The following is a 20,475-nucleotide window of genomic DNA, read 5'->3' on the forward strand; positions in this document are numbered from 1 at the left end:
ACAACTTGGTAGTATTACTTAGTTGTGAAAGGTGTTGCGGTGGAGTCGGCGTTGCCGTTATAAATAACAACACGCAGATCGGTCGGGAGTGGCTTGGTGAGCAGTGCGTCACCGAGGTACGCAAGCGAAGGGACGCCGGGGGGCCCGCTAGCGGCGGACTCGCTCGCTGCATTCACGTCGTGTTGCTCTGTTTCGGCTCGAAGACGGCCACTGTCTTCCATGCAGCTAGCCAGTACGCCCGTATCCGATCGTCCATGGTGGCGTGTCCGATTGCTGTAGATATTGGACACGGCAACGAGCGAATTCGGGTCCGCGTATGTAACACGTTACCACGCACTTTTTCACTCTTGCACGAGTTCGAAACACAATGGCAGGCTCACGATCGGTCGTCATTGCGGCGTTGTTCGCAAACGGCGCGATCGCGATCATGAAGGGGTTCGCGTTTCTGCTCACCGGGAGCCCCTCGATGCTCTCGGAGACGTATCACTCGATTTCGGACACCGGGAATCAGGTGTTCTTGTTGCTCGGCATTCGGTTTTCTAAGCAGGCCGCAAGCCAGAGTCACCCGTTCGGCTACGGCAAGGCGCAGTTCTTCTACGCCTTCTTAGTTTCCGTGCTGCTCTTCGGCATCGCGGGGTGGGAGTCGTTGAAACACGGCTACGGCGAACTCACCGCGCCCGCGGGGGCTCATGCGGGCCAACAAGCCGACGTGATCCTCGCCGGGATCAACTTCACGGATCTGGTGCCGGTCGAGACGTTCTGGGTGTCAGTCGTCGTGTTGTTGGGTGCGATCGCGTTCGAGACGTACGCGTTCAAGAAGGCGTGGGAAGAACTCGCCCGACAAATTGAACGGTACGAGTGGTCCGGCATCCGAGAAGCGTTCAGTCGGACGGCAGATGTGACGACGCTGACCGCCTTCACCGAGGACGCGATCGCGCTCGGCGGGGCCGTGATCGCGCTCGTCGGGATCACGCTGACTCGTATCACCGGGATTCAGGCGTTCGACCAAATCAGTGCGATCCTGATCGGGATTTTGTTGATGGGATTCGCGCTCGCGCTCGCTTGGCAAAACAAACGGTTGTTACTCGGTGAGTCGCTCCCGAAGGAGGTCGAAGACGAGTTTCGGACTGCCATCAACGAGAACACAGGCGTGCGTCACGTCGATGGCCTCCGGTCGATGTTTGTCGGTCCGACCGACGTGTTGGTAACCGCCGATGTGAGTTTCAATTCGTCGCTCGACACGAGTGAGATCGACGAGGTCATCGGCGTGATTGAAACCGATCTGTCGGCCATCGATAGTCGCGTTGAGATGGTGTACATGGAACCCCAAGCGTGAGCGCTTCCTCGGTGACTGAGCGAGCCGAACTCTTTGCCGTCCGCTGTCGGCCGCTGCAACTCGCAGCCTTTTTACCCGCGCTGGCGGTAGACGAATTCACTATGGCTGAGGACAAGGCACGAAGCACCGGTAGCGCGGGCCGATTCGGCGCCCGATACGGCCGGGTCTCCCGCAAGCGGGTCCAGGACATCGAAGAGGAGATGCAGCACGCCACCGTCGACGGCGACGACGTCACGCGCAAGGGCACAGGCATCTGGGTCAACGAAGAGACCGGAGAGACGTTCACCGGCGGCGCATACCGCCCCGAAACGCCCGGCGGTCGCACCGTCCGCCGCTCCATCCGCGCCGCGCTCGCCGACGAGGAGTAAGGCGATGAGTTACAAGTGCTCCCGCTGTAAGCGCGACGTCACCCTCGACGAGTACGGCGGCGTGCGCTGTCCGTACTGCGGCCACCGCGTCCTGCTGAAGGAGCGCGGCGGCGACGTGAAGGAAGTCAACGTCGAGTAACCCCGGCGTTTCGCCCGACCCTGTCACCGTGACTTCCGACCCCGTCACCGTGACCGCCGACCGCGCGCACGAGACGGTTCTCTCGTTTCGCTACCGTTCCGAGCGACACGCACGCCTCGTCGGCGACGCGCTCGAACCCGAGATCGGCGAGATCGACGACGACCGCTCGGCCGCGACCGTCTCCCGCGACGGCGACACCGTCCGGGTCCGGGTCGGCGCCGACGATCTCGCTGCCCTCCGCGCCGGGATCAACAGCTGGTCGCGGCTCGTTGCGGTCGCCGAGCGGGTCGGCACTGAGCGCGATCGGCAGTAAGAACAATCTGTCGAAAACACCCCGTTCCGGAGCTCTATCTAGTGAATCGGCCGTCGTCGGAGAAGTCGGGGGTTTTTCCGTCCGGGCCGCCTCCTTTGGTGTATGCAAGGGAACATGCCGCCCGAGGCACAGGAGAAAATCGAGGAGCTACAGGAGCTGCAGGAGACCGCACAGCAGGTCGCCGAGCAGAGAGAGCAGGCGCAGTCAGCGCTCAACGAGTCCAAGACGGCGCTCGACGCCCTCGAAGACGTCGACGAGGACGCCGGAATGTACCGCGAGATCGGCGAGGTCCTCGTCGAGACGGACTACGAGTCCGCTTACGACGACCTCGAGAACAAGGTCGACTCCCTCGAAGTCCGCGCCGAGCAGCTCGAGAAGCAGGAGGAGCGCGTGCAAGAGCAGTTCGACGACCTGCAGGGCGAGCTCCAGCAGATGCTTCAGGGCGGCGCCGGCGGCGGCCCGATGGGTCCGGGCGGTCCGGGCGCGGGCGGCGCGTAAGCGCCGATGTCGAACGAACCGAGCGACGGACCGGCCGACGAACCGACCGAAAGCTCGCGTGACGCGGGCGACGAGTCCGACGAGGAGCCCGCGGACGAGGAAGTCGTCCGTACCGCCGCGAAGGCGGCCGAGGGCGTCGTGTTCGCTCACTACGACCAGTCGGCGGTGACCGATCTGGACGTGACGGTCACGTTCGAGGACGGCGTCCTCGACGTCGACGTCTACCTGAACGCTCCCGACGACCCCGATCCGGACGCGGTCGCCCACGAGGCGGTCGAGACCGCCGGCGAGGCGGTCGACGAGCTGTTCGAGGCGTAGGCGACGCGGACAGCGCGATTCTTTTCGGTCTCTGATCGACACGCATCAACCGGGGGTTTGCGTACTGGTGCCGTCTATCTTCTCGCGACGGCGGTACTCGCTCTGAAAAGGAGAGCGGTCGGGGTCGTTCCTCTACGCCGACTCGCAGATCGCGACAAAGTTCTCGAACACTTCCTCGCCGCGCTCGGTGTGGGCGACCTCGGGGTGCCACTGGACGCCGTATAGCTCCGCCTCGGTGTTCGACATGGCCTCCACGTTACAGACGTCGGAGGTCGCCGTCCGGACGAACCCTTCTGGAACCTCGGTCACCTCGTCCGCGTGCGACGCCCAGACGCGCGTCTCGGGCGCCAACGAGCCAACGAGGGGGTCTTCGTCGTCAACGATCGCCACGTCAACGTCGGCGTAGCCGCCGTAGTCACCGCCGCCGACCGCGCCGCCGAGTTCGACCGCGATAAGCTGCATTCCGAGGCAGATGCCGAGCACGGGAACGTCGAGTGCGAGGTAGTCCGGGGCGTTGCCGACGCGGTCCATGTCGGGGCCGCCCGAGAGGACGATCCCGTCGGCGTCGATCTCCTCGGGAGGCGTGTCCGCCGAGACGATCTCGGTGTCGACGCCCACGTCGCGGAGCGCCCGCCGTTCGAGGTGGGTGAACTGGCCGTGGAGGTCGATGACGACGATCCGGGTCATGGCTTCGGTTGGCGGCTCCCGCACAAAAACGGCTCGGAACGGAGCGCAGTATCGTGGTGATTTCGGCCGCTGGAAGGAGCTAATACAGCACGAATGTGGATCGATCAGAGGTCGAGCGGGCCGCTCTTCGTGAACTCCCGGAGGAGCACCGTCGCGTACGACCCGCTCGGAAGCGCGAACGCGAACCGCGGGTCGCCCTCGTCGAACGTCACGTCGAGGTCGCTCCGGAGGAGGATCGCCCGCCGCGTGCCCGACGAGTCGAACTCGCCGGGGAGCGCGAAGTCGCCGGGCTCGATCCCGGCGTCGGCGAGGACTTCGCGCTCGATCTCGCCGGGCTCGCGGTCGCCGAGGTCGGTCTCGGTGCCGACGAGGGGCGCGGTGACGAACGCCCGCCCGCGCTCGCAGTGGCGGGTGACGACGGACACTCGGTCCTCGTCGACCCGCTGGAGCCGGTCGGTGTCGGGCGCGTACAGCTCGTCGGGCGCGTCGCCGTCGGCGAAACAGACCACGTCGCCGGCGACCGGACGGTCGAACGGGAGCCCGCGCCGCAGCCGTTCGCTCAGCACCTGATTGAAGAGGAACGACTGGGCGGCGTTGACGAACAGCCGCTGGAGGTTCGAGGGGACCGCCTCCAGCGCGTGTCGCCAGTCATCGTGAGCCGGCGACGCGTCGGGGGCCACGTCGCGCTCGGCGAGCCGGTGGACCATCGACCGCTCGAACCGGAGCTTGCCCGGTATCGCGTCGAGACAGGCCTCCCAGTCGCCGTCGCCGGTACCGTCAGCGGAGCGGTCGGCAGAGGGGTCGGATCCTCCTCTCACGCCGAACGCGGCGTTGACGCGGTCGCGCGCGGCGCGGGTGTCGTCCGGCTCCGTCTCCGAGGGGTTACCGGCGTACAGCCGCACCGCCTCGCGGAAGTCCTCCCGGACGACGGCAAGCCCGACGCGGTGCGTGACGGGTCGTCGGCTCCCGAAGCGCTGCTGGCCGAAGTAGTTGGGGACGCCGACGGCCGCGTCGTCTCCCGCCGCTTCCCCGTCGCCTCCGAACGCGCGTAGATCACCGACCGCGTCGGCGACGCGCTCGGGGGCCTCGACGACCGCATCGGTGACTCGGATCTCGAAGGCGTTGCCCGCGAGGTCGCCGAACGAGAGCCTGCGGCCCGCGCGGCCGAGGGGTTCGATCTCGGCGCCGCGAATTTCGGGGAGGTCGTCGGGGTCGACCTCGCGAAGCGTGAACAGCTGGGTGGTGACGGCGCGTTTATCCTTCGTCCCCGCCCACGAGACGCGTTCGCGGCTGATTCCGAGCGCGTCGGAGATCCGGCGCGCGAAGTCGTTCGTGTCCCAGTCGCGGAGTGTGACGCGGACGACGAGTTCGGGGTAGCTCCCGGTGTCCGCGCCGAGGGGCTCCGCCTCGAACGCCTCCAGTTCGCGGACGCGGAAGTCCTCGGGGGACTCGCGAAGCCGGCCGCCGATCCCGTCGGCGTCGCTGACGTAGTGATCGATGCCCGCGGCGCGCTCGGTCGGATGCGCCTCGCGGAGGGTGTCGGACGGGGCCATCAGTACAGCGAGAGGTCGCCGGTCACGCGGTCAACGGTGTCGTCGCGGGCGGGCCCCACGGCGAGCGCGGTGACGGTCCCCGGATCCAGTTGGGTGTGGCCAGCGTCGCGAATGATCGCGTACGGGATCCCCTCTCTGTCAGCTTTGTCCGCCAGTTCGAACAGCTGGCTCTCGGAGTCACCTTTTAAAACGATCTTCTTCTGTCCCTCTCCCTGCCACTTCTTGCGACTGCGTCGGCCCGCGTCCTGATACGCAGACAGCGACGCGTGCGCGACCTGCGCGGCGAGTTTCCCTTCGCCCATCCCGATGTCGGTGCGGGCGACGATGGCCTGTTTCATGTCTCTCTCCACCGCCGCCGCGGGTTTAGCGCTTTTCTATCGGTCGTCGTGCAGGCGGCTGGCGGGCATCGAGACGGGCAAAAATGGTTCGACGCCGGACGGCGATCGCGTCGTCAGTCGTCGGCCGGTGCAGCGCCGCTACGGGAGGAGGAACCGAGCCCGGACGCCACGCTGGCGACCGTGCTCTCGTTGTCAGCGACCCACCGAAGCAGGAGGAACGCGAAGAGGTACTTCGCGATGATGTCCATCCCGCTGTAGGCCCACGAGGTGATGGCCACGTCGAGCACCGCGAGACCCTCGGCACCGAGCGCCCAGAAGATCGGGTAGCCGAGCCACAGCACGACCGTGAGTATCTTCAGGGTGTTGAAAATCTCCGCGGTGCCGGCGATTTCGGCGTCCTCGGCCCACTCCGCGAGCAGGATGTAGAGGACGACGACGAAGAACGCACAGCTGATGGCGTACCAGACCCAGCGCAGCAGATAGGAGGAGGTGGTCAACGCGGCCGCGAGCCCCGTGACGCACATCCCGATGTCGGCCGTGACGGCCGTGAACAGCTTCGTCATGTTCGACCCGGCCAGCAGGCCGAGCGCGATGAGGATCATCGGCGTCGAGAACGCCCACGTGAGGTACCGACCCCACGGGGTGAGTACCTCTTGTCCGGCCAGCGCGTGTCCGGCCGGCATCTCGAGGAAGCTCACCGTCAGTCCGGAGACGAGCCCGGTGTAGCTGGAGATAGATACCAGCGGCACCATCATCGCGGCGACGAAGATGAGTTTCGCGCGGGGGTCCTCTAGGTTCCGTCCCATAAAGGTGAACAGGAGGATCGACAGGCCCGCGAGGGCGATGTTTATCCAAAGCGACGCGCTCAGAGACGCGTTCGACCGGATCGCTTCGAACACTTCGGTCTGGGTCATTTCGAGCGGAACGCTTCCACTTACGAGTAAGTCAGACGCTGCTGTTTCTATCATACGACACCCATTCGTTTGTCCTATTTCGAGTAAACGATCGGACCTGACCTGTATGGGTCGACGGCTGTGAGTGGCTCGCCGCCGACTCGCCGAAGCGTTCCCGCACGGTGAGGTGAACCGCGATATTGAAACGCGTGAGGCCCGCAGTTACGGTATGCATCGCAGACGGTTCCTCCGACGGGTCGGGGCGGCCGGGGGTGTCGCGACGACGACCGGCCTCGCCGGCTGTTCGGCTGTCGGCGGCGAACCCGACTACGACGTGGGGATGGTCGCTGACGGGTACCGACCGGCGGAGCTGACCGTCTCGGTCGGCGACACGGTCGTTTGGGAGAACACGAGCGCGCGGACCCACACTGTCACCGCCTACGAGGGCGGAATCCCCGATGCCGCCAACTACTTCGCCTCCGGCGGCTTCGACGACGAGCGGACCGCCCGCGACGCGTGGCAGTCGGACTTCGGGGGCGGTTTACAGAGCGGCGACCGCTTCACGCACACCTTCGAGGTCCCCGGACGCTACGACTACGTTTGTATCCCGCACGAGACCGGCGGCATGTACGCGACCGTGTTCGTCGAGGAGTGACATGCGCCGCCCCCACCGCGGACGGTCGGGCCCGCACCCGACGAAACCCATTACCGCGCCCGACGCTAACCGTCGATGATCCGACTCATGGACCTCTCGACGCTTCTCGGGACCGACGTCCTGCTGTTCCTCGTGATCGGGCTCCTCGGCGGCGCCCACTGCATCGGGATGTGCGGCCCGCTCGTCACGGTGTACGCCGGCCGGATGCGTGAGGAGTCCGAGCGCGCCGACGGCGCGGGGGAGACCGCCGGTTCGACACCCGACCGACGCGGGAGCCACCTGACGACCTACGAGGTCCGCCAGCACGCGTTGTTCAACCTCGGACGGGCCGCGAGCTACGCGACCATCGGCGCGGCGCTCGGGGCGCTGGGCGGGGTCGTCTTCGTCACGACCGCGACGCTGACCGGCGCGGCAGAGGCGGTCCGCGGCGTGGTCGGCCTCGGGGTGGGTGCGGCCGTGATCCTCATCGGGGTCCGGTACGCGCTCGGCGGCGCGACCGGCGGGATCCATCTCCCGGGTCTCGACCGCGTCACCGGCTGGCTCACGGGCCACGTCGACCGACTCGCCAACGGCCCCGGAATCGTCGGGCTCGGCGCGGTCCACGGCCTGCTCCCGTGTCCGATCCTCTACCCGGCGTACCTCTACGCGTTCGCCAGCGGCTCCGCCGTCAGCGGGGCGCTCGCGCTCGGCGCGCTCGGCGTCGGCACGATGCCGGCCGTCTTCCTCTACGGCACCGTCATCGAGAGCGTCGACGCGGTCCACCGCCGCCGGGTCCACCGCCTGCTCGGCGTCGCCTTCGTCGCGCTCGGCTACGTCCTGTTTGCGCACGGACTGATGTCGGTCGGAATCCGCATTCCTCACCCGAGCCTTCCGTTCTGGAACCCGCTCGGCGCCGGGATGATGGGGGGGATGTGACGATGAGCGCGTCCGACTGCACCCTCTGTGAACTTCCGACCGCCGGCGTCGACGTGGTTGACGACGAGGGCAACGAGTTCTGCTGTACGGGCTGTCGAGACGTGTACGAGACGCTCGGTGACGTCGACGTCGACGCCGAGGCAGTGCGCGAACGGCGGCGGGGGAGCGAGGAGGACGAAGACGCCGAGGACGCGGCCAGCGAGGTCCCCGCCGACCACGAGGCGACGTTCCTCGAGGTCGACGGGATGCACTGCGCCACCTGCGAGGCGTTCATCGAGACGGTCGCGACCCGGACCGAGGGGGTCAGCGCCGCCAGCGCGAGCTACGTCACGGACACGGTGCGGATCGACCACGACCCCGACGCGGTCTCCACCGACGACCTCTCGGAGGCGGTGAGCGGACTCGGCTACAGCGCCTACGACCGCGAGGACGCCTTCTCGCGCCGACAGGCGGACAACATGGCGACGGCGCGGCTCGCGGTCGGCGTCCTCGTCGGGATGGCGATCATGCTCCAGTACATCGTCATCATCTACCCGACGTACTTCGCGTTCCCCTTCTACAACGAGCGCACCTTGGAGTACCTCGATCAGGCGATGGCCTCCTCCTCGGGGACGTACTTCTTCATCGTGATCGCCGTGTTGACCACGGTGGTCCTGTTCGTCACCGGGAAACCGATTCTCAGGGGGGCGTACGTCAGCGCGAAGACGCGGTCGCCGAACATGGACCTCCTCGTCGCGATCGCGGCGGTGAGCGCGTACGCCTACAGCACGCTCGCGGTGATCTTCGTCGAGTCGCCGTCGATCTACTACGACGTGACCGTCGCGATCATCGTGATCGTCACCGTCGGCAACCACTACGAAGACTCGATCAAGAAGCGCGCGACCGAACTCCTCTCCGATCTCACCGCGGTGCAGGTCGACAGCGCTCGGCGGCTGGTCGGTGACGATACCGGAGAACACACCGGCGAGACAGAAGAAGTCGCCATCGACGACCTGGCCCCCGGCGACCGCCTGCTCGTGCGCGCCGGCGAGCGAGTCCCGGTCGACGGCGAGGCGGTCGGGGGCGACGCCGCCGTCGACGAATCGGTCATCACCGGCGAGTCGATGCCGGTCCGGAAGACGCCCGGTGACACCGTGGTCGGCGGCTCCGTGGTCGCCGACGGCTCGCTCACGGTCGACGTCGGGCCGGACGCGACCTCCAGTCTCGACCGCGTCGCCGAACTCGTCTGGGACCTCCAGAGCGGGAATCACGGCGTCCAGAAGCTCGCCGACCGGCTGGCAACGATATTCGTCCCGGTCGTGCTCGCGGTCGCGCTCCTCGCCGCGGGTGCCAACCTCGCGCTCGGCAACGGGGTGACCGAGGCGATGCTCGTCGGGCTCACGGTGCTCATCGTCTCGTGTCCCTGCGCGCTCGGGCTCGCAACGCCCCTTGCGGTCGCCGCCGGGATCCGCGACGCGCTCGAACGGTCCATCGTGATCTTCGACGACACCGTCTTCGAGCGGCTCCGCGGCGCCGACACCGTGGTCTTCGACAAGACGGGGACGCTCACCACCGGCGAGATGCGGGTGGTCGCGGCCGACCTCGACGACGATCTGTTGCGACTCGCCGCCGCCGTCGAGGAGCGCTCGGCGCACCCGGTCGGGCAGGCCATCGCCGCGGCCCGTCGGGGTGACGGCGCGCTCGGCGATCCCGGATCCGCGTCGGACTCCGGCGCCGCGTCGCCCGCGGTCGCCGACGGGGGAGCGGTGGCGTCGGACGAAGCGAGCGTCGCCCGCTCCGTCACCGACTTCGAGAGCCACCCGCGCGGGGTCTCGGGCGTCGTCGACGGCGTCGAGGTCGTCGTCGGGCACCCGGGCCTGTTCGACGAGCGCGGGTGGACGGTCCCCGACGAGATCCGCGAGGCCGTGGCCGCGGCCCGCGACGTGGGCCGTGTCCCGGTCGCGGTCGGACGCGACGGCGCCGCGGAGGGGGTCGTCGTGGTCGGCGACGAGCTGCGCGAGGGGTGGGAGGAGACCGTGACCGAACTCGCCGACTCCGGCGTCGAGGTGGTCGTCCTGACGGGCGACGACGAGCGCGCGGCGACCGTCTTCCGCGAGCACGACGCGATCTCGTCGGTGTTCGCCGGTGTGCCGCCGGAGGGCAAAGCCGAGACGGTCGAGCGGCTGAAGGCGCGCGGACGGACGGTGATGGTCGGCGACGGGACCAACGACGCGCCCGCGCTCGCCGCGGCGGACCTCGGGGTCGCGCTCGGCGGCGGGACCGCGATGGCGGCCGACGCGGCCGACGTGGCGATCGTCGACGACAACCTCGACTCCGTGGCGACCGTTTTCGAACTCTCGCGGGCCGCGGGCCGGCGCGTGAAGGGGAACATCGGCTGGGCGTTCTGTTACAACGCGGTCGCCATTCCACTCGCGGTGACCGGTTTCCTGAATCCGCTGTTCGCTGCGGTCGCGATGGGCGCCTCTAGCCTGCTCGTCGTGACGAACTCCTCGCGTGCGCTGCTGGACGACTGACTCTCAGAGTTGCCGAAACCGGTTCGCCGTCTCACCTCCCCCGACCGCCTGGACCGCAAACGACTTTCCGCTCACGCGTCTACCCACACACATGTCACGAGAGTCACAGTCCGTCGACGTACCGACCAGCAACGGAATGCCGGTGCTCGGTCTCGGAACGTGGGAGAACGACGACCCCGCGCAGTGTGTCGAATCCGTCGAGACCGCCCTCGAAGCGGGCTATCGCCACGTCGACACCGCCCAGATATACGGCAACGAGGCCGCCGTCGGAAAGGGAATTGCGGCCGCGAACGTCGACCGCGACGACGTGTTCCTCGCCACGAAGGTGTGGATCGACAAGCTCGCGCCCGAGGACGTCGCCGCCTCGACCCGCGAGAGCCTCCAAAAGCTCGACACGGAGTACGCCGACCTGCTGTACGTCCACTGGCCGGCCGGCGCGTACGAGCCCGAAGAAACGCTGCCCGCGTTCGCAGAGCTTCGCGACGACGGCCTAGTCGACCGGATCGGCGTCTCGAACTTCGAACCCGAACACCTCGACGCCGCGACCGACGCCCTCGGCGAGGCGCCGTTCGCGAACCAGGTGGAGTGTCACCCGCTGCTCCGGCAAGAAGAACTGCGCGAGTACACCGACGCCAACGACGTCGAACTGGTCGCGTACTCGCCGCTGGCCCGCGGGCAGGTCCTCGACGACCCGACCGTCGGCGAGATCGCCGAGAGACACGGCGTCAGCGCCGCGCAGGTGAGCCTCGCGTGGCTCCGCGAGAAGGGCGTGACCGCCATCCCGAAGGCGACCGGCGAGGACCACCTCCGCGACAACTGGGCGAGCCTCGGGCTCGAACTCGACAGCGAGGAGATCCGGCAGATCGACGATATCGGACGGACCGACCGCCAGGTCGACCCCGACTTCGGTCCCGACTGGTAAACTCCGCGAAACCCTTTTTAAACAACTGCGGTGGCGCGCTCCGGTGAGCGAGCCGGAGGCTCGCGAATCCGAGCGCGAGGGAGTCGGTCGTCCGGAGCGACGCGGAGGACGACCGACAGGGCGAGAGCGAAGCTCTCGCTTGCAACCGGACGCAGTCCGGTGACAGCGTGGCGCTACGCGCCACTGGCAGCCGGCGGCAGAGCCGCCGGCGACGAGGCTGGGGAGGCGTGAGGTGCGGGGCTTCGGAAGTGTTCACCGTCGATCCGTCATCCACTGTTTATAAATAACCGACCGCAACTACTCACACCGGTTTAAAAACCCGATCCGAGTACCCGTCTTACACGTACTCCGCGAGGAAGTCGACGACCTCGCGGTACGCCTCGATCCGGTTCTCCAGCTTCGCGAAGCCGTGTCCCTCGTCGTCGAAGATCAGCTTCCGGACGGGAACGCCCTGCTCGCGCGCCCGCTCGACGATCTGCTCGGCCTCGCCGACGGGCACCCGCGGGTCGTTCGCGCCGTGAAGGACGAACAAGGGCGACTCGATGGCCTCGATGTTGTTGATCGGCGATATCGACTCCAGAAACTCCCGGTCTTCGGCCAGCGACCCGTACTCGGCCTCCCGCAGCGCGCGGCGCCAGTCGCCGGTGTTCTCGAGAAACGTGACGAAGTTCGCGATGCCGACGATGTCGACGCCGGCGGCCCACAGGTCGGGGTACTCGGTCATCGCAGCGAGTACCATGAAGCCGCCGTAGGAGCCGCCCATGGCGACGACGCTGTCGGGGTCGACCTCGGGGTGGTCGTGGAGCCACTCGACGCCCGCCCGGAGGTCCGCGACCGAGTCCATCCGCTTTTCCACGTCGTCGAGCGCGGCGTACGCCTTCCCGTATCCCGACGACCCGCGGACGTTCGGCTCGAAGACGGCGTACCCGTTGTTCAACAGGTACTGCTTGACCGAGGCGAAGGAGGGCCGGCGCTGTGACTCCGGCCCGCCGTGGATGTCGACGACCACGGGGTAGCCGTCCTCGGGCGGCTCCGTCTCCGGGACGGAGAAGAACGCGGGGATCTCTTTGCCGTCGAAGGTGGGATAGTGGACGAGCTCGGGCTCGACGAACGTGTCCGGTGGGACCCCAGCGGTCGAGGCCGCGGTCCAGCGCTCCGTCTCGCCGGTCGTCGCGTCGACGACGGAGACGTTCGCGTTGTGGGTGCTGCCGGTCGCGGTGATCGCGAAGCGGTTCCCGTCCGGCCCGAAGCTCACGCCGCCGGCGACGCCCTCGGGGAGATCTGGCGTCGGGAACGGGTCGATTCGGTCGGGCTCGACCAACTCGCCGACCGTGATCTCGGTGTAGCCGTCGACGTTCCGCGAGTAGACGACGCGTCGGGACTCCTCGTGGATCGCGACGCCGTCGACGTTCCAGCCGTCGTCGCCGCCGGGTTTCGCGGGGGAACCGTCCTCGTCGTCCTCGTCGTCCTCCTCGTCGCTCGCGCCGCCCTCTCGCGCCAAGCCGTCTCCGGACGCGACCACGGAGAACTCCCCGGTCGCGAGGTCGAGCCGCTCCAGACGGAGCGTGTCGCTGTCGCGGTCGGTGACGAGGTAGAGCCCGTCGCCGTCGGGCCCCCACTCCGGGCTGCCGTAACGAACGTCTCCCTCGTGGAGCGTGTGATGCGTCAGGTCGCCGCCGGCGACGTCGAGCGTGTACACGTCGTGGTCGAACGAGGAGTGCGCCTCGTGGACGATCAGCCGGTCGTCGCTCGGCGACCAGCCGGCGACGGAGAGCCAGCCGTCGCCCTCGTAGACGAGTTCGGCGTCGCCGCCGGTCGCGTCCCGGTCCTGTACGTACACGTCGAAAACGGCCTCGTCGCGGCGGTTCGAGGCGAACGCGAAGCGGTCGCCCTCGCTGTCCCAACCCCCCCACCGGTGTTTCGCCTCGGGGCGGTCGGTGAGGTCGGTGATTTCGCCCGACTCGTAGTTGAGCAGGTACAGCTGGGCGCGTTCGTTGCCGCCCTCGTCCATGCCGAAGACGGCCTCCGCGCGCTCCGGCGAGGAGTCGACGAACGAGACCGACTCCTCGAAGAAGGTGTGCTGTTCGGGCCACCCCAGCGGCTCGTCGAGCGACCACACCTGCCCGGTACCGGTCGTGTTCAACAGGAAGGAGAGCCGCCCGTCGGGGCCCAGATCCGCCCCGCCGGCGTTCCGTACGTTGAGGTATCGCTCGATGTCGTACCGGTGCATGATGTCTGCTTCTGCGCGCTGTGTGAAACCGTTTCGGGTGGGTGATGACCCGGCATCCGCCTTTTGAGGCGCCTCGTCCTCCGCCCGCCGGATGCCGTGTCTTTTTATCCGCTCCAGCCGTCCGGTCGGCGTATGCGCGTCGCGTTCGTCTCGCTTTTCGCACCCGGTCACGGGGACACGCCGGCGCGGGCGCGAACGCGACGGATCGCCCGCGGGCTCGCCGATCGCGGCCACGACGTGGTCTGGCTCTGCGCCCGCTGGTGGGGCGGCGACCACGACGCCTTCGAGGACGACGGAATTGCGTACCGGTCGGTGACCACTGAGCCGTCGCCGTCGGCGTTCGCGGCCCGGCTCCCGCTCGCGCTCCGCCGGGCGGACCCCGACGTGGTCCACGCGGTCAACACCCCGCCGACGCCGGGGGTCGCCGCGACCGTCGCGGGCACCCTCTCGCGGACCCCCGTGATCGTCGACTGGTGGCGCGACCACCCCGCCGACTCCCGTCGGCGGTACCGGCTGCTCGCCAGCCGGGCCGACGCCGTCACGGCACCCTCGCGGACGACCAAGACGCGGGTCCGCGAGCACGGCGCCGCGGGCGAGGACGTACGGGTGATCCCCGAGAGCATCGACTTCGATCTCGTCGAGGAGGCCGGCGTCGACGACCGGTTCGACGCGGTGTACGCCCGACGGCTGGACCGCCACGCCAACGTCGAAACGTTCCTGCTCGGGCTCGCGGAACTCCGCGGCCGCGACTGGACCGCCGCGATCGTCGGCGACGGACCCGAGCGCGCCCGGATCGAGTCGACGGCGAGCGACCTCCGGATCGACGACCGCGTGTCGTTCCTCGGCGACCTCCCGCTTCGCGAGCGGGTGGCGTTATTTAAGGGGACCCACGTTGCGGTGGCGACGGCGACGTGGGAGACGTTCGCGACCGACCTGCTGTGGGCGCTGGCATGCGGTTGCGTCGCGCTCGTCGAGTATCAGGCGGACTCGAGCGCCCACGAGCTCGTGGAGGGGCGTCAGCGCGGGCGGCTCGTCACGAGCCCGGCCGAGCTCGCCGACGAGTTCGTCGCCGTCAGTGGTCTCGACCGGAAGGCGGTTGAGCGCGACTTCGCGTCCTACGACCACGACGCAGTCCTCGACCGGGTGGTCGACGCGTACCGCGAGCTCCTGAACGGCGCGTAGGAATCAGACCGAAAAACAGCGCGGACCGCGACGACCGACTACTCCTCGTCCCGCGTAACCGTGCCGCCGTACTTCATGAAGATGAACGCGAGCCCGAGCGTGCTCACCATCGCGACGAACGTCGCGACGCTGAGCGCGCGGGCGCCCTGCGGAACGAACACGCCGCCGGAGCCGCCGCCGCCGGTCGACTCGGTTTCGATGTCTCCCCCGACGGCGAGCCCGCCGTGCATCCCGACCGCGGTGTGAGGCACGCAGTGGTAGTGAGTGATACCCACGTCCTCCTCGCTCGTCTCGTACTGGTAGGTCGCTCCCTCCTCGCCGACCGGGTCGCCGCTGTCGAGGCTGGCCGGCCCGCCGCCTTCGACCGTCTGGACGTTGTGAGCGCCACCGTTTCCGGTCCACTCGAACGTGATCGTCGTGCCGGGGTCGACCCACAGCAGCGTCGGGTCGAAGGCGAGCCCCTGGTCGCCCGCGCCGACCTGAACGGTGACCTCGCTCTCGCCGCGAGCGTCTTGGTACGATCCGACGTTCCCGCTGCTGGCCCCGCTCGGCCAGACCGGCTGTTCCTCCTGTGCCGCCGCGGTCCCCGTCGTCGCCGCCGTCGCCCCCGCAACGCCGGCCGCGCCGCCGGCGGTCCGGATGAACGCGCGCCGAGAGACGTCGTCCGTGCTCATACACCTTGGTTCGTGACGGCCTGTAGTGAATATGTTGATCCGAGCGTGGTTCGGTGCCCCGTGATCGAGGGAGTGATCGATAGCGGGAGTACGTGTTGCAGATCGGTGGAGTGGTTGTTTATAAGTCGGATTGGCGTGTTGCTGTCGGGTGTTTATTAGTGATCGACGACTCTGCGGTGGACACCGTCAAAGCCCCAGCCGCGACGACTCGCGCGGCTCGGTGCGCTCCTTGACCGCTCACTTCGTTCGCGGTCTGCGGTGCTTCCGTCGCCGAGCTTCGCCCTCGCGGCTGCCCCTTTGAGTCCCACCCCCCCACACAGCGCCGAACCGCAGCCTCACACCTCCCCAGCCTCGCGGTTCGCGCTCTCCGAGCGCTCACCGCGTCCAGCGAGGGACCTTCGGTCCCTCTGGCAGCCGGCGCTACGCGCCGGCGACCTCGCGCGTGCTGACTCGCGGCCTGACGGCCGCTCGCAGGCACGCGCCACCGTACCGCAGATTATAAGCGATCGTCACAGCCGCTCACACTCAGTTAAATATTGTATCGCCGTCACCGATCTGCAACACCAACTCCCGATCTCGCTCGCGTTCCGACCCGTTTATGGTCGCCGACGCGCGCTGTCAGGGTATGTCTGACGACGATCGACGGAGCGAGCTCATCGCCGCGCTGCGGGCGGCCGACGCCGTCAAATTCGGCGAGTTCGAGCTCTCGCACGGCGGAACGAGCGACTACTACGTCGACAAGTACCTCTTCGAGACCGACCCGGACGCGCTCCGGCTGATCGCCGAGGCGTTCGCCGACCGACTCGCCGACACCGACGCGACGCTCGCGGGCGTCGCGCTGGGCGCGGTTCCGCTCGTGGCCGTCACGGCGACGGAGTTGGGCCGCCCGTACGTCATCGCGCGCAAGCAGGCGAAGGAGTACGGCACGGGCAACCGCATCGAGGGTCGACTCGACGAGGGCGAGGACGTCGTCGTGTTAGAGGACATCGCCACGACCGGGCAATCCGCCGTCGACGCCGTCGAAGCGCTCCGCGAGGCGGGTGCGATGGTGGACCGCGTACTGGTCGTCGTCGACCGCGAGGAGGGCGCCGCGGAGCATCTGGCCGACCACGACATCGAGCTGGAGTCGCTGCTCACGGCGACAGAGCTGCTGGCGGAACGGGACGCGAACTAGGTCGGCGGGTTCGGTCACCTTTCGAACCGGAGCCGGGACTTGACTATACCGAGCGACCGCCGAGAACCGCGATACGTCGCCGGCGATCGAAACGCATAACAGCGGAACCGGCCAACCGATGAATGAGCCGAGGTAGCCTAGCCTGGCCAAGGCGGTAGATTCGAAATCTACTGTCCATTCGGACACCGGAGTTCAAATCTCCGCCTCGGCGCTTCTTCCGGACGCTCAACTCGTGAGCGGTAGATCTATGGATCGACCGCCTACGGCTCTCCGCCCAGTGACCCCTGCTCGGAGGCGGGATCGCCGCGGAGCCGACGCCGGCGCTTGTCGTAGGCCGCTTCGAGCTTCGCGTTGGTCGCCCGCGAGACGAGATAGAGGTCGGTGTCGTCGCCGTCGCGGGGGTGTGCGCTCGCGACCCACACGTGGCCGTCGCCCGTCGAGAGGTCGTCGGCCCACCGCTCGGCGGCTGCACGGCTCTCGAACGCGTGGCGGGAGCCGTCCTCGAAGACGAGCCGACCCACCTTCGCGTTGCGCTTGCGGGCAGAGGGTTTCACCGCAACGACGACGCTCACGGATGCCGTTCGGGCGGCATCGCTTAAAAACCCCGTCAGACGGCGGCGGAGCGAAGATCGCGAGCGGAGATGGACTCAGTCGTCGGCCGGCGCGACATCGGACGGATCCGCGTCCACGGCGAGGAGCCGGTCGAGCCCGTCGACCATCGCGACGACGCTGGCACGCGTGATATCCGCGTCGGTCGCGGAGACCGAAACGGAGCGATCGCCTCGCGAGAGATCGACCTCGACGGTGACGACCGCGTCGGTCCCGCCCGTGATCGCGTCGACGTGGTAGGAGTCGAGTTCGAAGGAGACGCCTTCGCCCGTGGAATCGCCAGCCAGCGCGGCCCGAACCGCCTCCAGCCCGGCGTCGACGGGACCGGAGCCGGTACCGGAGGCGACCCGTTCGTCGTCGCCGACGCGGAGCCGGACCGAGGCCGTCGGGAGGTTTCCGCCGGAAGTGGCGGACAGATCGACGAGTTCGACGTGTCGGTCACGCTCGCGATCTTGTACGTCTTCCGTGATCGCGAGCAGGTCGGCGTCGGTGACGCGCTTTCCACGGTCGCCGAGCTCCTTCACGCGGCTCACGACCTCGCTCAGCTCGTCGGCGTCGACCGCCACGTCGTGTTCGGCGAGCGCGGCCTGCACGCCGGCGCGTCCGGCGTGCTTTCCGAGGACGAGCCGCCGCTCTCGTCCGACCGTTTCGGGAGGGTACGGCTCGTACATCGTCCCGTCTTTCAGGGTTCCGTCGGTGTGGATCCCCGACTCGTGGGCGAAGGCGTTGGCGCCGCAGACCGCCTTGTTCGGCGGGAGCGCGACGCCGGTCGCCTCCGAGACGGTTCGGCAGAGACGGTAGAGCCGCTCCAGCTCGACCGTGTCGATATCGTACGACTGATCGAGCGCGATGGCGACTTCTTCCAAGGCGACGTTGCCGGCGCGCTCGCCGACGCCCATCACGGTCCCGTGGACGGTGTCGGCGCCCGCTTTCAGGCCGGCATGGACGTTCGCCACGCCGAATCCGAGGTCGTCGTGGGTGTGTAGGCTCGTCGGACCGCGGTCGGCGAGCCGCGAGACGACCTCCGCGGTGCGCTCCGGGTCGGCCGCGCCGACGGTGTCGCAGTAGCAGATCCGGTCTGCGCCGGCGTCGAGCCCGGCACCGAGCAGGCGTTCGAGGTAGTCGAGGTCGGCGCGGGAGCCGTCCTCGCCGAGCACCTCGACCCAGAGCCCGTGGTCTTTCGCGTAGTCGACCAGTTCCACGGTCGTCTCGACTACCTCGTCGCGGGTCGAGCCGACCTTCGTCTCGACGTGTTTGTCCGAGGCGGGGACGACGAGGTTGACCCCGTCGACGTCGCAGTCGAGCGCGTGGTCGATGTCAGCCTTCACGCCGCGGGCGAAGCTCGTCACGGTCGCGTTGAGCCCCTCGTCGGCCACACGCCGGATGGCCTCGCGTTCGCCCTCAGAGGTGCACGCCGAGCCGGCCTCGATCAGGTGCATCCCGGCCGCGTCGAGTTCGCGGGCGATGTCGACCTTCTCGGCCGGCGTCAGTGAGACGCCCGGCATCTGCTCCCCGTCGCGGAGCGTCGTGTCTAACAGCTGTACCTCGTCGAGTGTGGTGAGTGGTGTTCGGGTCAAAAGGGAGTCCGTCGGCTCATCAGTGGGTTTGGGGCCGGTACCGCCGCGGGGCGGTCGCGCCCCGGAGTCGTTATCGTCGGAGAATTTCGCGGCCAGCCGCCGTGAGGCGACTTCCTCTATCCTCCGAACGATCACGATTGTCTCGTGTCATTCGTATTCATGGCGATGCGTCTCATACATATAAACGAACGGGTCGGAACGCGGACGGCCAACGGATCGTAAGTGAGGGCGACGTTTCAGTACGGGTCCACCGGCGACAGGATTACACGCCCAGGTTGAGAGCGATACCGCATGAAACGCGTCGCGATCGACGACGTCGATATCGTCACGAACCCGATGGGAGTCCACGACGTTCGAAAGCCGGTGTCGCGGGTGCTCGGCACCGAACACGTCGCGATGAACTACTTCGAGCTCGCCCCGGGAGACGCGTTCACGGGCGGACTCCACACGCACGGCGACCAAGAGGAGCTGTTCTACGTGCTCTCGGGGACCGCCACGTTCGAGGTGGGCCGAGAGCGCGAGCGCGTTGACGTCGAAGCCGGCGAGCGGATCCGGTTTGCGCCCGGAGAGTTCCAGTCCGGGTTCGTCCGCGAGGACGCCGACGAAGACGTCGTCGCGTGGGCGTTCGGCGCACCCGGTGCGCGTCACGAGTGGGACCAGATCGAGTCGCTGATCGAGTGCCGCGAGTGCGGCGAGGAACTCCCGCACGCGACCGAGCTTACCGACGAGGGGCGGTTCCGCTTCACTTGCTCCGAGTGTGGGACCTCCTTCTCGCCGTAGCCGGCGAGGTCGTACGGGGTCCAGCCCGACTGCACCGACTCACCCCAGCAGCGACCGGAACGACCGCCGCCCGGTCCCGCACCGGTCCCGGTAGTCGCAGGCGGAACACCGGTCGTCGTCGACGCGCGACGGCGGGCCGTCGATCGTGCGGGCGGCTCGCAGCGCCCGACGGTATGCGGCCTTCTTCCGAGTCGTCAGTCGGACCTCGCGAACGGTCCCGACGCTCGGGTACTCGACGAGCGCGCGCGGCACCTCTCGCTTTCGCTCCCACGCGACCGCCTTAGCGACGGCGACGGCTCTGATCGCCTGCGGCTCCCAGACGCCGTTCTCCGGTGGCTCGCCCGGCGAGACCACCGTGGGAACCGGTGGCTCTCCACTTCTCTCACCAGCGAGTACCTTGTGAACGGTCCCGTGGCAGTCCTTTCCGGACCGGAAGACGTGCTCGTGGGTGGGATCGGTGAGCCGGTCGTACTCGTTGCGCTCGCGCAGCCGCGAGAGATTTCGGCGGTACGGTGCCGGCGACCGACGAATCGGAAGTCGTCGGAGCGTCGCGTCCGGCGCGTTGACGAGCGCCGGATATCGGAAGGCGAGGTCGATCCGAGCGCGCGCTTCGCTGGGAACGCCTCGGTCGTCGTCGCGGCGCGCGTAGTAGAGCTGCCGCGGGCAGTAGGCGGCGCGGGCGAGGTCGCTGAAGGCTATCACGTCGGGACTGGCCGCGGTTCGGCTGAAAAAGATCGGGTGCGAAGAGTTCACTCGTCTCCGCATCGGTCCCGATCCCTTATCCCGGAAAACGGCACCAAC

General features: G+C 68.1%; 22 protein-coding genes and 1 tRNA gene. 14 read left to right on the forward strand and 9 right to left on the reverse strand.

The window, feature by feature from the left end; translation table 11 throughout:
- Positions 1–367: 367 nt before the first annotated feature.
- From ACNS88_RS04510 to ACNS88_RS04535, 6 genes are all read left to right on the forward strand, one after another.
- Entirely contained in the window at positions 368–1,336 is a 969-nt protein-coding gene (locus tag ACNS88_RS04510; protein ID WP_435094334.1) for a cation diffusion facilitator family transporter, read from the forward strand.
- A 101-nt stretch (positions 1,337–1,437) separates the two neighbouring features.
- Positions 1,438–1,704, forward strand: coding sequence for an eL43 family ribosomal protein (locus ACNS88_RS04515; RefSeq protein WP_435094335.1), 267 nt, complete (start codon positions 1,438–1,440; stop codon positions 1,702–1,704).
- 4 nt (positions 1,705–1,708) lie between these two features.
- Positions 1,709–1,843, forward strand: coding sequence for a DNA-directed RNA polymerase subunit P (locus tag ACNS88_RS04520; protein ID WP_004049526.1), 135 nt, complete (start codon positions 1,709–1,711; stop codon positions 1,841–1,843).
- A gap of 49 nt (positions 1,844–1,892) precedes the next feature.
- Positions 1,893–2,156 (forward strand): KEOPS complex subunit Pcc1, encoded by a 264-nt coding sequence (locus ACNS88_RS04525; RefSeq protein WP_435094443.1) that lies wholly within the window; start codon positions 1,893–1,895, stop codon positions 2,154–2,156.
- A 114-nt stretch (positions 2,157–2,270) separates the two neighbouring features.
- The gene (locus ACNS88_RS04530; RefSeq protein WP_435094444.1) at positions 2,271–2,654 is read left to right on the forward strand and encodes a prefoldin subunit beta; all 384 of its coding nucleotides are present in this window, start codon (positions 2,271–2,273) and stop codon (positions 2,652–2,654) included.
- Positions 2,655–2,660: 6 nt separating this feature from the next.
- The gene (locus ACNS88_RS04535) at positions 2,661–2,972 is read left to right on the forward strand and encodes a DUF3194 domain-containing protein (protein WP_435094338.1); all 312 of its coding nucleotides are present in this window, start codon (positions 2,661–2,663) and stop codon (positions 2,970–2,972) included.
- A gap of 132 nt (positions 2,973–3,104) precedes the next feature.
- On the opposite strand, the gene ACNS88_RS04540 is transcribed toward ACNS88_RS04535, so the two are convergent.
- From ACNS88_RS04540 to ACNS88_RS04555, 4 genes are all read right to left on the reverse strand, one after another.
- Positions 3,105–3,659, reverse strand: a complete 555-nt coding sequence (locus tag ACNS88_RS04540) for a GMP synthase subunit A (RefSeq protein WP_435094340.1) — start codon at positions 3,657–3,659, stop codon at positions 3,105–3,107.
- 104 nt (positions 3,660–3,763) lie between these two features.
- Complete coding sequence (truD, locus tag ACNS88_RS04545; RefSeq protein ID WP_435094343.1) at positions 3,764–5,212, reverse strand: tRNA pseudouridine(13) synthase TruD; 1,449 nt, start codon at positions 5,210–5,212, stop codon at positions 3,764–3,766.
- Positions 5,212–5,550, reverse strand: coding sequence for a peptidyl-tRNA hydrolase Pth2 (gene pth2, locus ACNS88_RS04550; RefSeq protein WP_435094345.1), 339 nt, complete (start codon positions 5,548–5,550; stop codon positions 5,212–5,214). The genes truD and pth2 overlap by 1 nt, the downstream gene beginning before the upstream one ends.
- 113 nt (positions 5,551–5,663) lie before the next feature.
- Positions 5,664–6,464, reverse strand: a complete 801-nt coding sequence (locus ACNS88_RS04555; RefSeq protein WP_435094347.1) for a bacteriorhodopsin — start codon at positions 6,462–6,464, stop codon at positions 5,664–5,666.
- A gap of 208 nt (positions 6,465–6,672) precedes the next feature.
- On the opposite strand from ACNS88_RS04555, the gene ACNS88_RS04560 reads away from it, so the two are divergent.
- The 4 genes from ACNS88_RS04560 (at position 6,673) to ACNS88_RS04575 (ending at position 11,448) form a co-directional block, all read left to right on the forward strand.
- Entirely contained in the window at positions 6,673–7,098 is a 426-nt protein-coding gene (locus ACNS88_RS04560) for a plastocyanin/azurin family copper-binding protein (RefSeq protein WP_435094349.1), read from the forward strand.
- A gap of 87 nt (positions 7,099–7,185) precedes the next feature.
- Complete coding sequence (locus ACNS88_RS04565; protein ID WP_435094445.1) at positions 7,186–8,013, forward strand: sulfite exporter TauE/SafE family protein; 828 nt, start codon at positions 7,186–7,188, stop codon at positions 8,011–8,013.
- Between the two features lie 2 nt (positions 8,014–8,015).
- Positions 8,016–10,526, forward strand: a complete 2,511-nt coding sequence (locus ACNS88_RS04570; protein ID WP_435094351.1) for a heavy metal translocating P-type ATPase — start codon at positions 8,016–8,018, stop codon at positions 10,524–10,526.
- Positions 10,527–10,662: 136 nt separating this feature from the next.
- On the forward strand, positions 10,663–11,448 hold the full coding sequence (locus tag ACNS88_RS04575) for an aldo/keto reductase (RefSeq protein WP_435094446.1): 786 nt from the start codon (positions 10,663–10,665) through the stop codon (positions 11,446–11,448).
- Between the two features lie 337 nt (positions 11,449–11,785).
- Here the strand turns inward: ACNS88_RS04575 and ACNS88_RS04580 are convergent, their stop codons facing one another.
- On the reverse strand, positions 11,786–13,678 hold the full coding sequence (locus tag ACNS88_RS04580; RefSeq protein ID WP_435094353.1) for a S9 family peptidase: 1,893 nt from the start codon (positions 13,676–13,678) through the stop codon (positions 11,786–11,788).
- Positions 13,679–13,810: 132 nt separating this feature from the next.
- Between ACNS88_RS04580 and ACNS88_RS04585 the strand changes: the two genes are divergently transcribed.
- Positions 13,811–14,860 (forward strand): glycosyltransferase, encoded by a 1,050-nt coding sequence (locus ACNS88_RS04585; RefSeq protein WP_435094355.1) that lies wholly within the window; start codon positions 13,811–13,813, stop codon positions 14,858–14,860.
- A 38-nt stretch (positions 14,861–14,898) separates the two neighbouring features.
- On the opposite strand, the gene ACNS88_RS04590 is transcribed toward ACNS88_RS04585, so the two are convergent.
- Positions 14,899–15,534, reverse strand: coding sequence for a halocyanin domain-containing protein (locus tag ACNS88_RS04590; RefSeq protein ID WP_435094357.1), 636 nt, complete (start codon positions 15,532–15,534; stop codon positions 14,899–14,901).
- Positions 15,535–16,159: 625 nt separating this feature from the next.
- Here ACNS88_RS04590 and pyrE point away from each other — a divergent pair.
- On the forward strand, positions 16,160–16,708 hold the full coding sequence (gene pyrE / locus ACNS88_RS04595; protein ID WP_435094359.1) for an orotate phosphoribosyltransferase: 549 nt from the start codon (positions 16,160–16,162) through the stop codon (positions 16,706–16,708).
- Between the two features lie 126 nt (positions 16,709–16,834).
- Positions 16,835–16,919: transfer RNA gene (locus ACNS88_RS04600), tRNA-Ser, on the forward strand.
- A gap of 49 nt (positions 16,920–16,968) precedes the next feature.
- Here ACNS88_RS04600 and ACNS88_RS04605 read toward each other — a convergent pair.
- Both ACNS88_RS04605 and ACNS88_RS04610 read right to left on the reverse strand, forming a co-directional pair.
- Positions 16,969–17,280 carry a DUF8081 domain-containing protein gene (locus tag ACNS88_RS04605; RefSeq protein WP_435094361.1) on the reverse strand — a complete coding sequence of 104 codons (312 nt, stop codon included), beginning with the start codon at positions 17,278–17,280 and terminating at the stop codon, positions 16,969–16,971.
- A 75-nt stretch (positions 17,281–17,355) separates the two neighbouring features.
- Positions 17,356–18,894 (reverse strand): (R)-citramalate synthase, encoded by a 1,539-nt coding sequence (locus tag ACNS88_RS04610; protein WP_435094362.1) that lies wholly within the window; start codon positions 18,892–18,894, stop codon positions 17,356–17,358.
- A 291-nt stretch (positions 18,895–19,185) separates the two neighbouring features.
- Here ACNS88_RS04610 and ACNS88_RS04615 point away from each other — a divergent pair, with 291 nt between their 5' ends.
- Entirely contained in the window at positions 19,186–19,674 is a 489-nt protein-coding gene (locus ACNS88_RS04615) for a cupin domain-containing protein (RefSeq protein WP_435094364.1), read from the forward strand.
- Positions 19,675–19,713: 39 nt separating this feature from the next.
- Here ACNS88_RS04615 and ACNS88_RS04620 read toward each other — a convergent pair whose 3' ends face one another.
- Positions 19,714–20,376 carry a hypothetical protein gene (locus ACNS88_RS04620; RefSeq protein ID WP_435094366.1) on the reverse strand — a complete coding sequence of 221 codons (663 nt, stop codon included), beginning with the start codon at positions 20,374–20,376 and terminating at the stop codon, positions 19,714–19,716.
- Between the last annotated feature and the right edge of the window lie 99 nt (positions 20,377–20,475).

The sequence above is a fragment of the Halorubrum shenae genome, assembly GCF_051194165.1.
In the GTDB taxonomy this organism is placed as follows: Archaea; Halobacteriota; Halobacteria; order Halobacteriales; family Haloferacaceae; genus Halorubrum.

Coding starts and splice junctions, on each gene's coding strand:
- ACNS88_RS04555 (WP_435094347.1), bottom strand. CDS start 6,464: ATGACCCAGACCGAAGTGTTCGAAGCGATCCGGTCGAACGCGTCTCTG.
- ACNS88_RS04580 (WP_435094353.1), bottom strand. CDS start 13,678: ATGCACCGGTACGACATCGAGCGATACCTCAACGTACGGAACGCCGGC.
- ACNS88_RS04535 (WP_435094338.1), top strand. CDS start 2,661: ATGTCGAACGAACCGAGCGACGGACCGGCCGACGAACCGACCGAAAGC.
- ACNS88_RS04530 (WP_435094444.1), top strand. CDS start 2,271: ATGCCGCCCGAGGCACAGGAGAAAATCGAGGAGCTACAGGAGCTGCAG.
- ACNS88_RS04570 (WP_435094351.1), top strand. CDS start 8,016: ATGAGCGCGTCCGACTGCACCCTCTGTGAACTTCCGACCGCCGGCGTC.
- ACNS88_RS04585 (WP_435094355.1), top strand. CDS start 13,811: ATGCGCGTCGCGTTCGTCTCGCTTTTCGCACCCGGTCACGGGGACACG.
- ACNS88_RS04590 (WP_435094357.1), bottom strand. CDS start 15,534: ATGAGCACGGACGACGTCTCTCGGCGCGCGTTCATCCGGACCGCCGGC.
- ACNS88_RS04540 (WP_435094340.1), bottom strand. CDS start 3,659: ATGACCCGGATCGTCGTCATCGACCTCCACGGCCAGTTCACCCACCTC.
- pyrE (WP_435094359.1), top strand. CDS start 16,160: ATGTCTGACGACGATCGACGGAGCGAGCTCATCGCCGCGCTGCGGGCG.
- ACNS88_RS04615 (WP_435094364.1), top strand. CDS start 19,186: ATGAAACGCGTCGCGATCGACGACGTCGATATCGTCACGAACCCGATG.
- ACNS88_RS04510 (WP_435094334.1), top strand. CDS start 368: ATGGCAGGCTCACGATCGGTCGTCATTGCGGCGTTGTTCGCAAACGGC.
- truD (WP_435094343.1), bottom strand. CDS start 5,212: ATGGCCCCGTCCGACACCCTCCGCGAGGCGCATCCGACCGAGCGCGCC.
- ACNS88_RS04520 (WP_004049526.1), top strand. CDS start 1,709: ATGAGTTACAAGTGCTCCCGCTGTAAGCGCGACGTCACCCTCGACGAG.
- ACNS88_RS04515 (WP_435094335.1), top strand. CDS start 1,438: ATGGCTGAGGACAAGGCACGAAGCACCGGTAGCGCGGGCCGATTCGGC.
- ACNS88_RS04565 (WP_435094445.1), top strand. CDS start 7,186: ATGGACCTCTCGACGCTTCTCGGGACCGACGTCCTGCTGTTCCTCGTG.
- pth2 (WP_435094345.1), bottom strand. CDS start 5,550: ATGAAACAGGCCATCGTCGCCCGCACCGACATCGGGATGGGCGAAGGG.
- ACNS88_RS04575 (WP_435094446.1), top strand. CDS start 10,663: ATGCCGGTGCTCGGTCTCGGAACGTGGGAGAACGACGACCCCGCGCAG.
- ACNS88_RS04560 (WP_435094349.1), top strand. CDS start 6,673: ATGCATCGCAGACGGTTCCTCCGACGGGTCGGGGCGGCCGGGGGTGTC.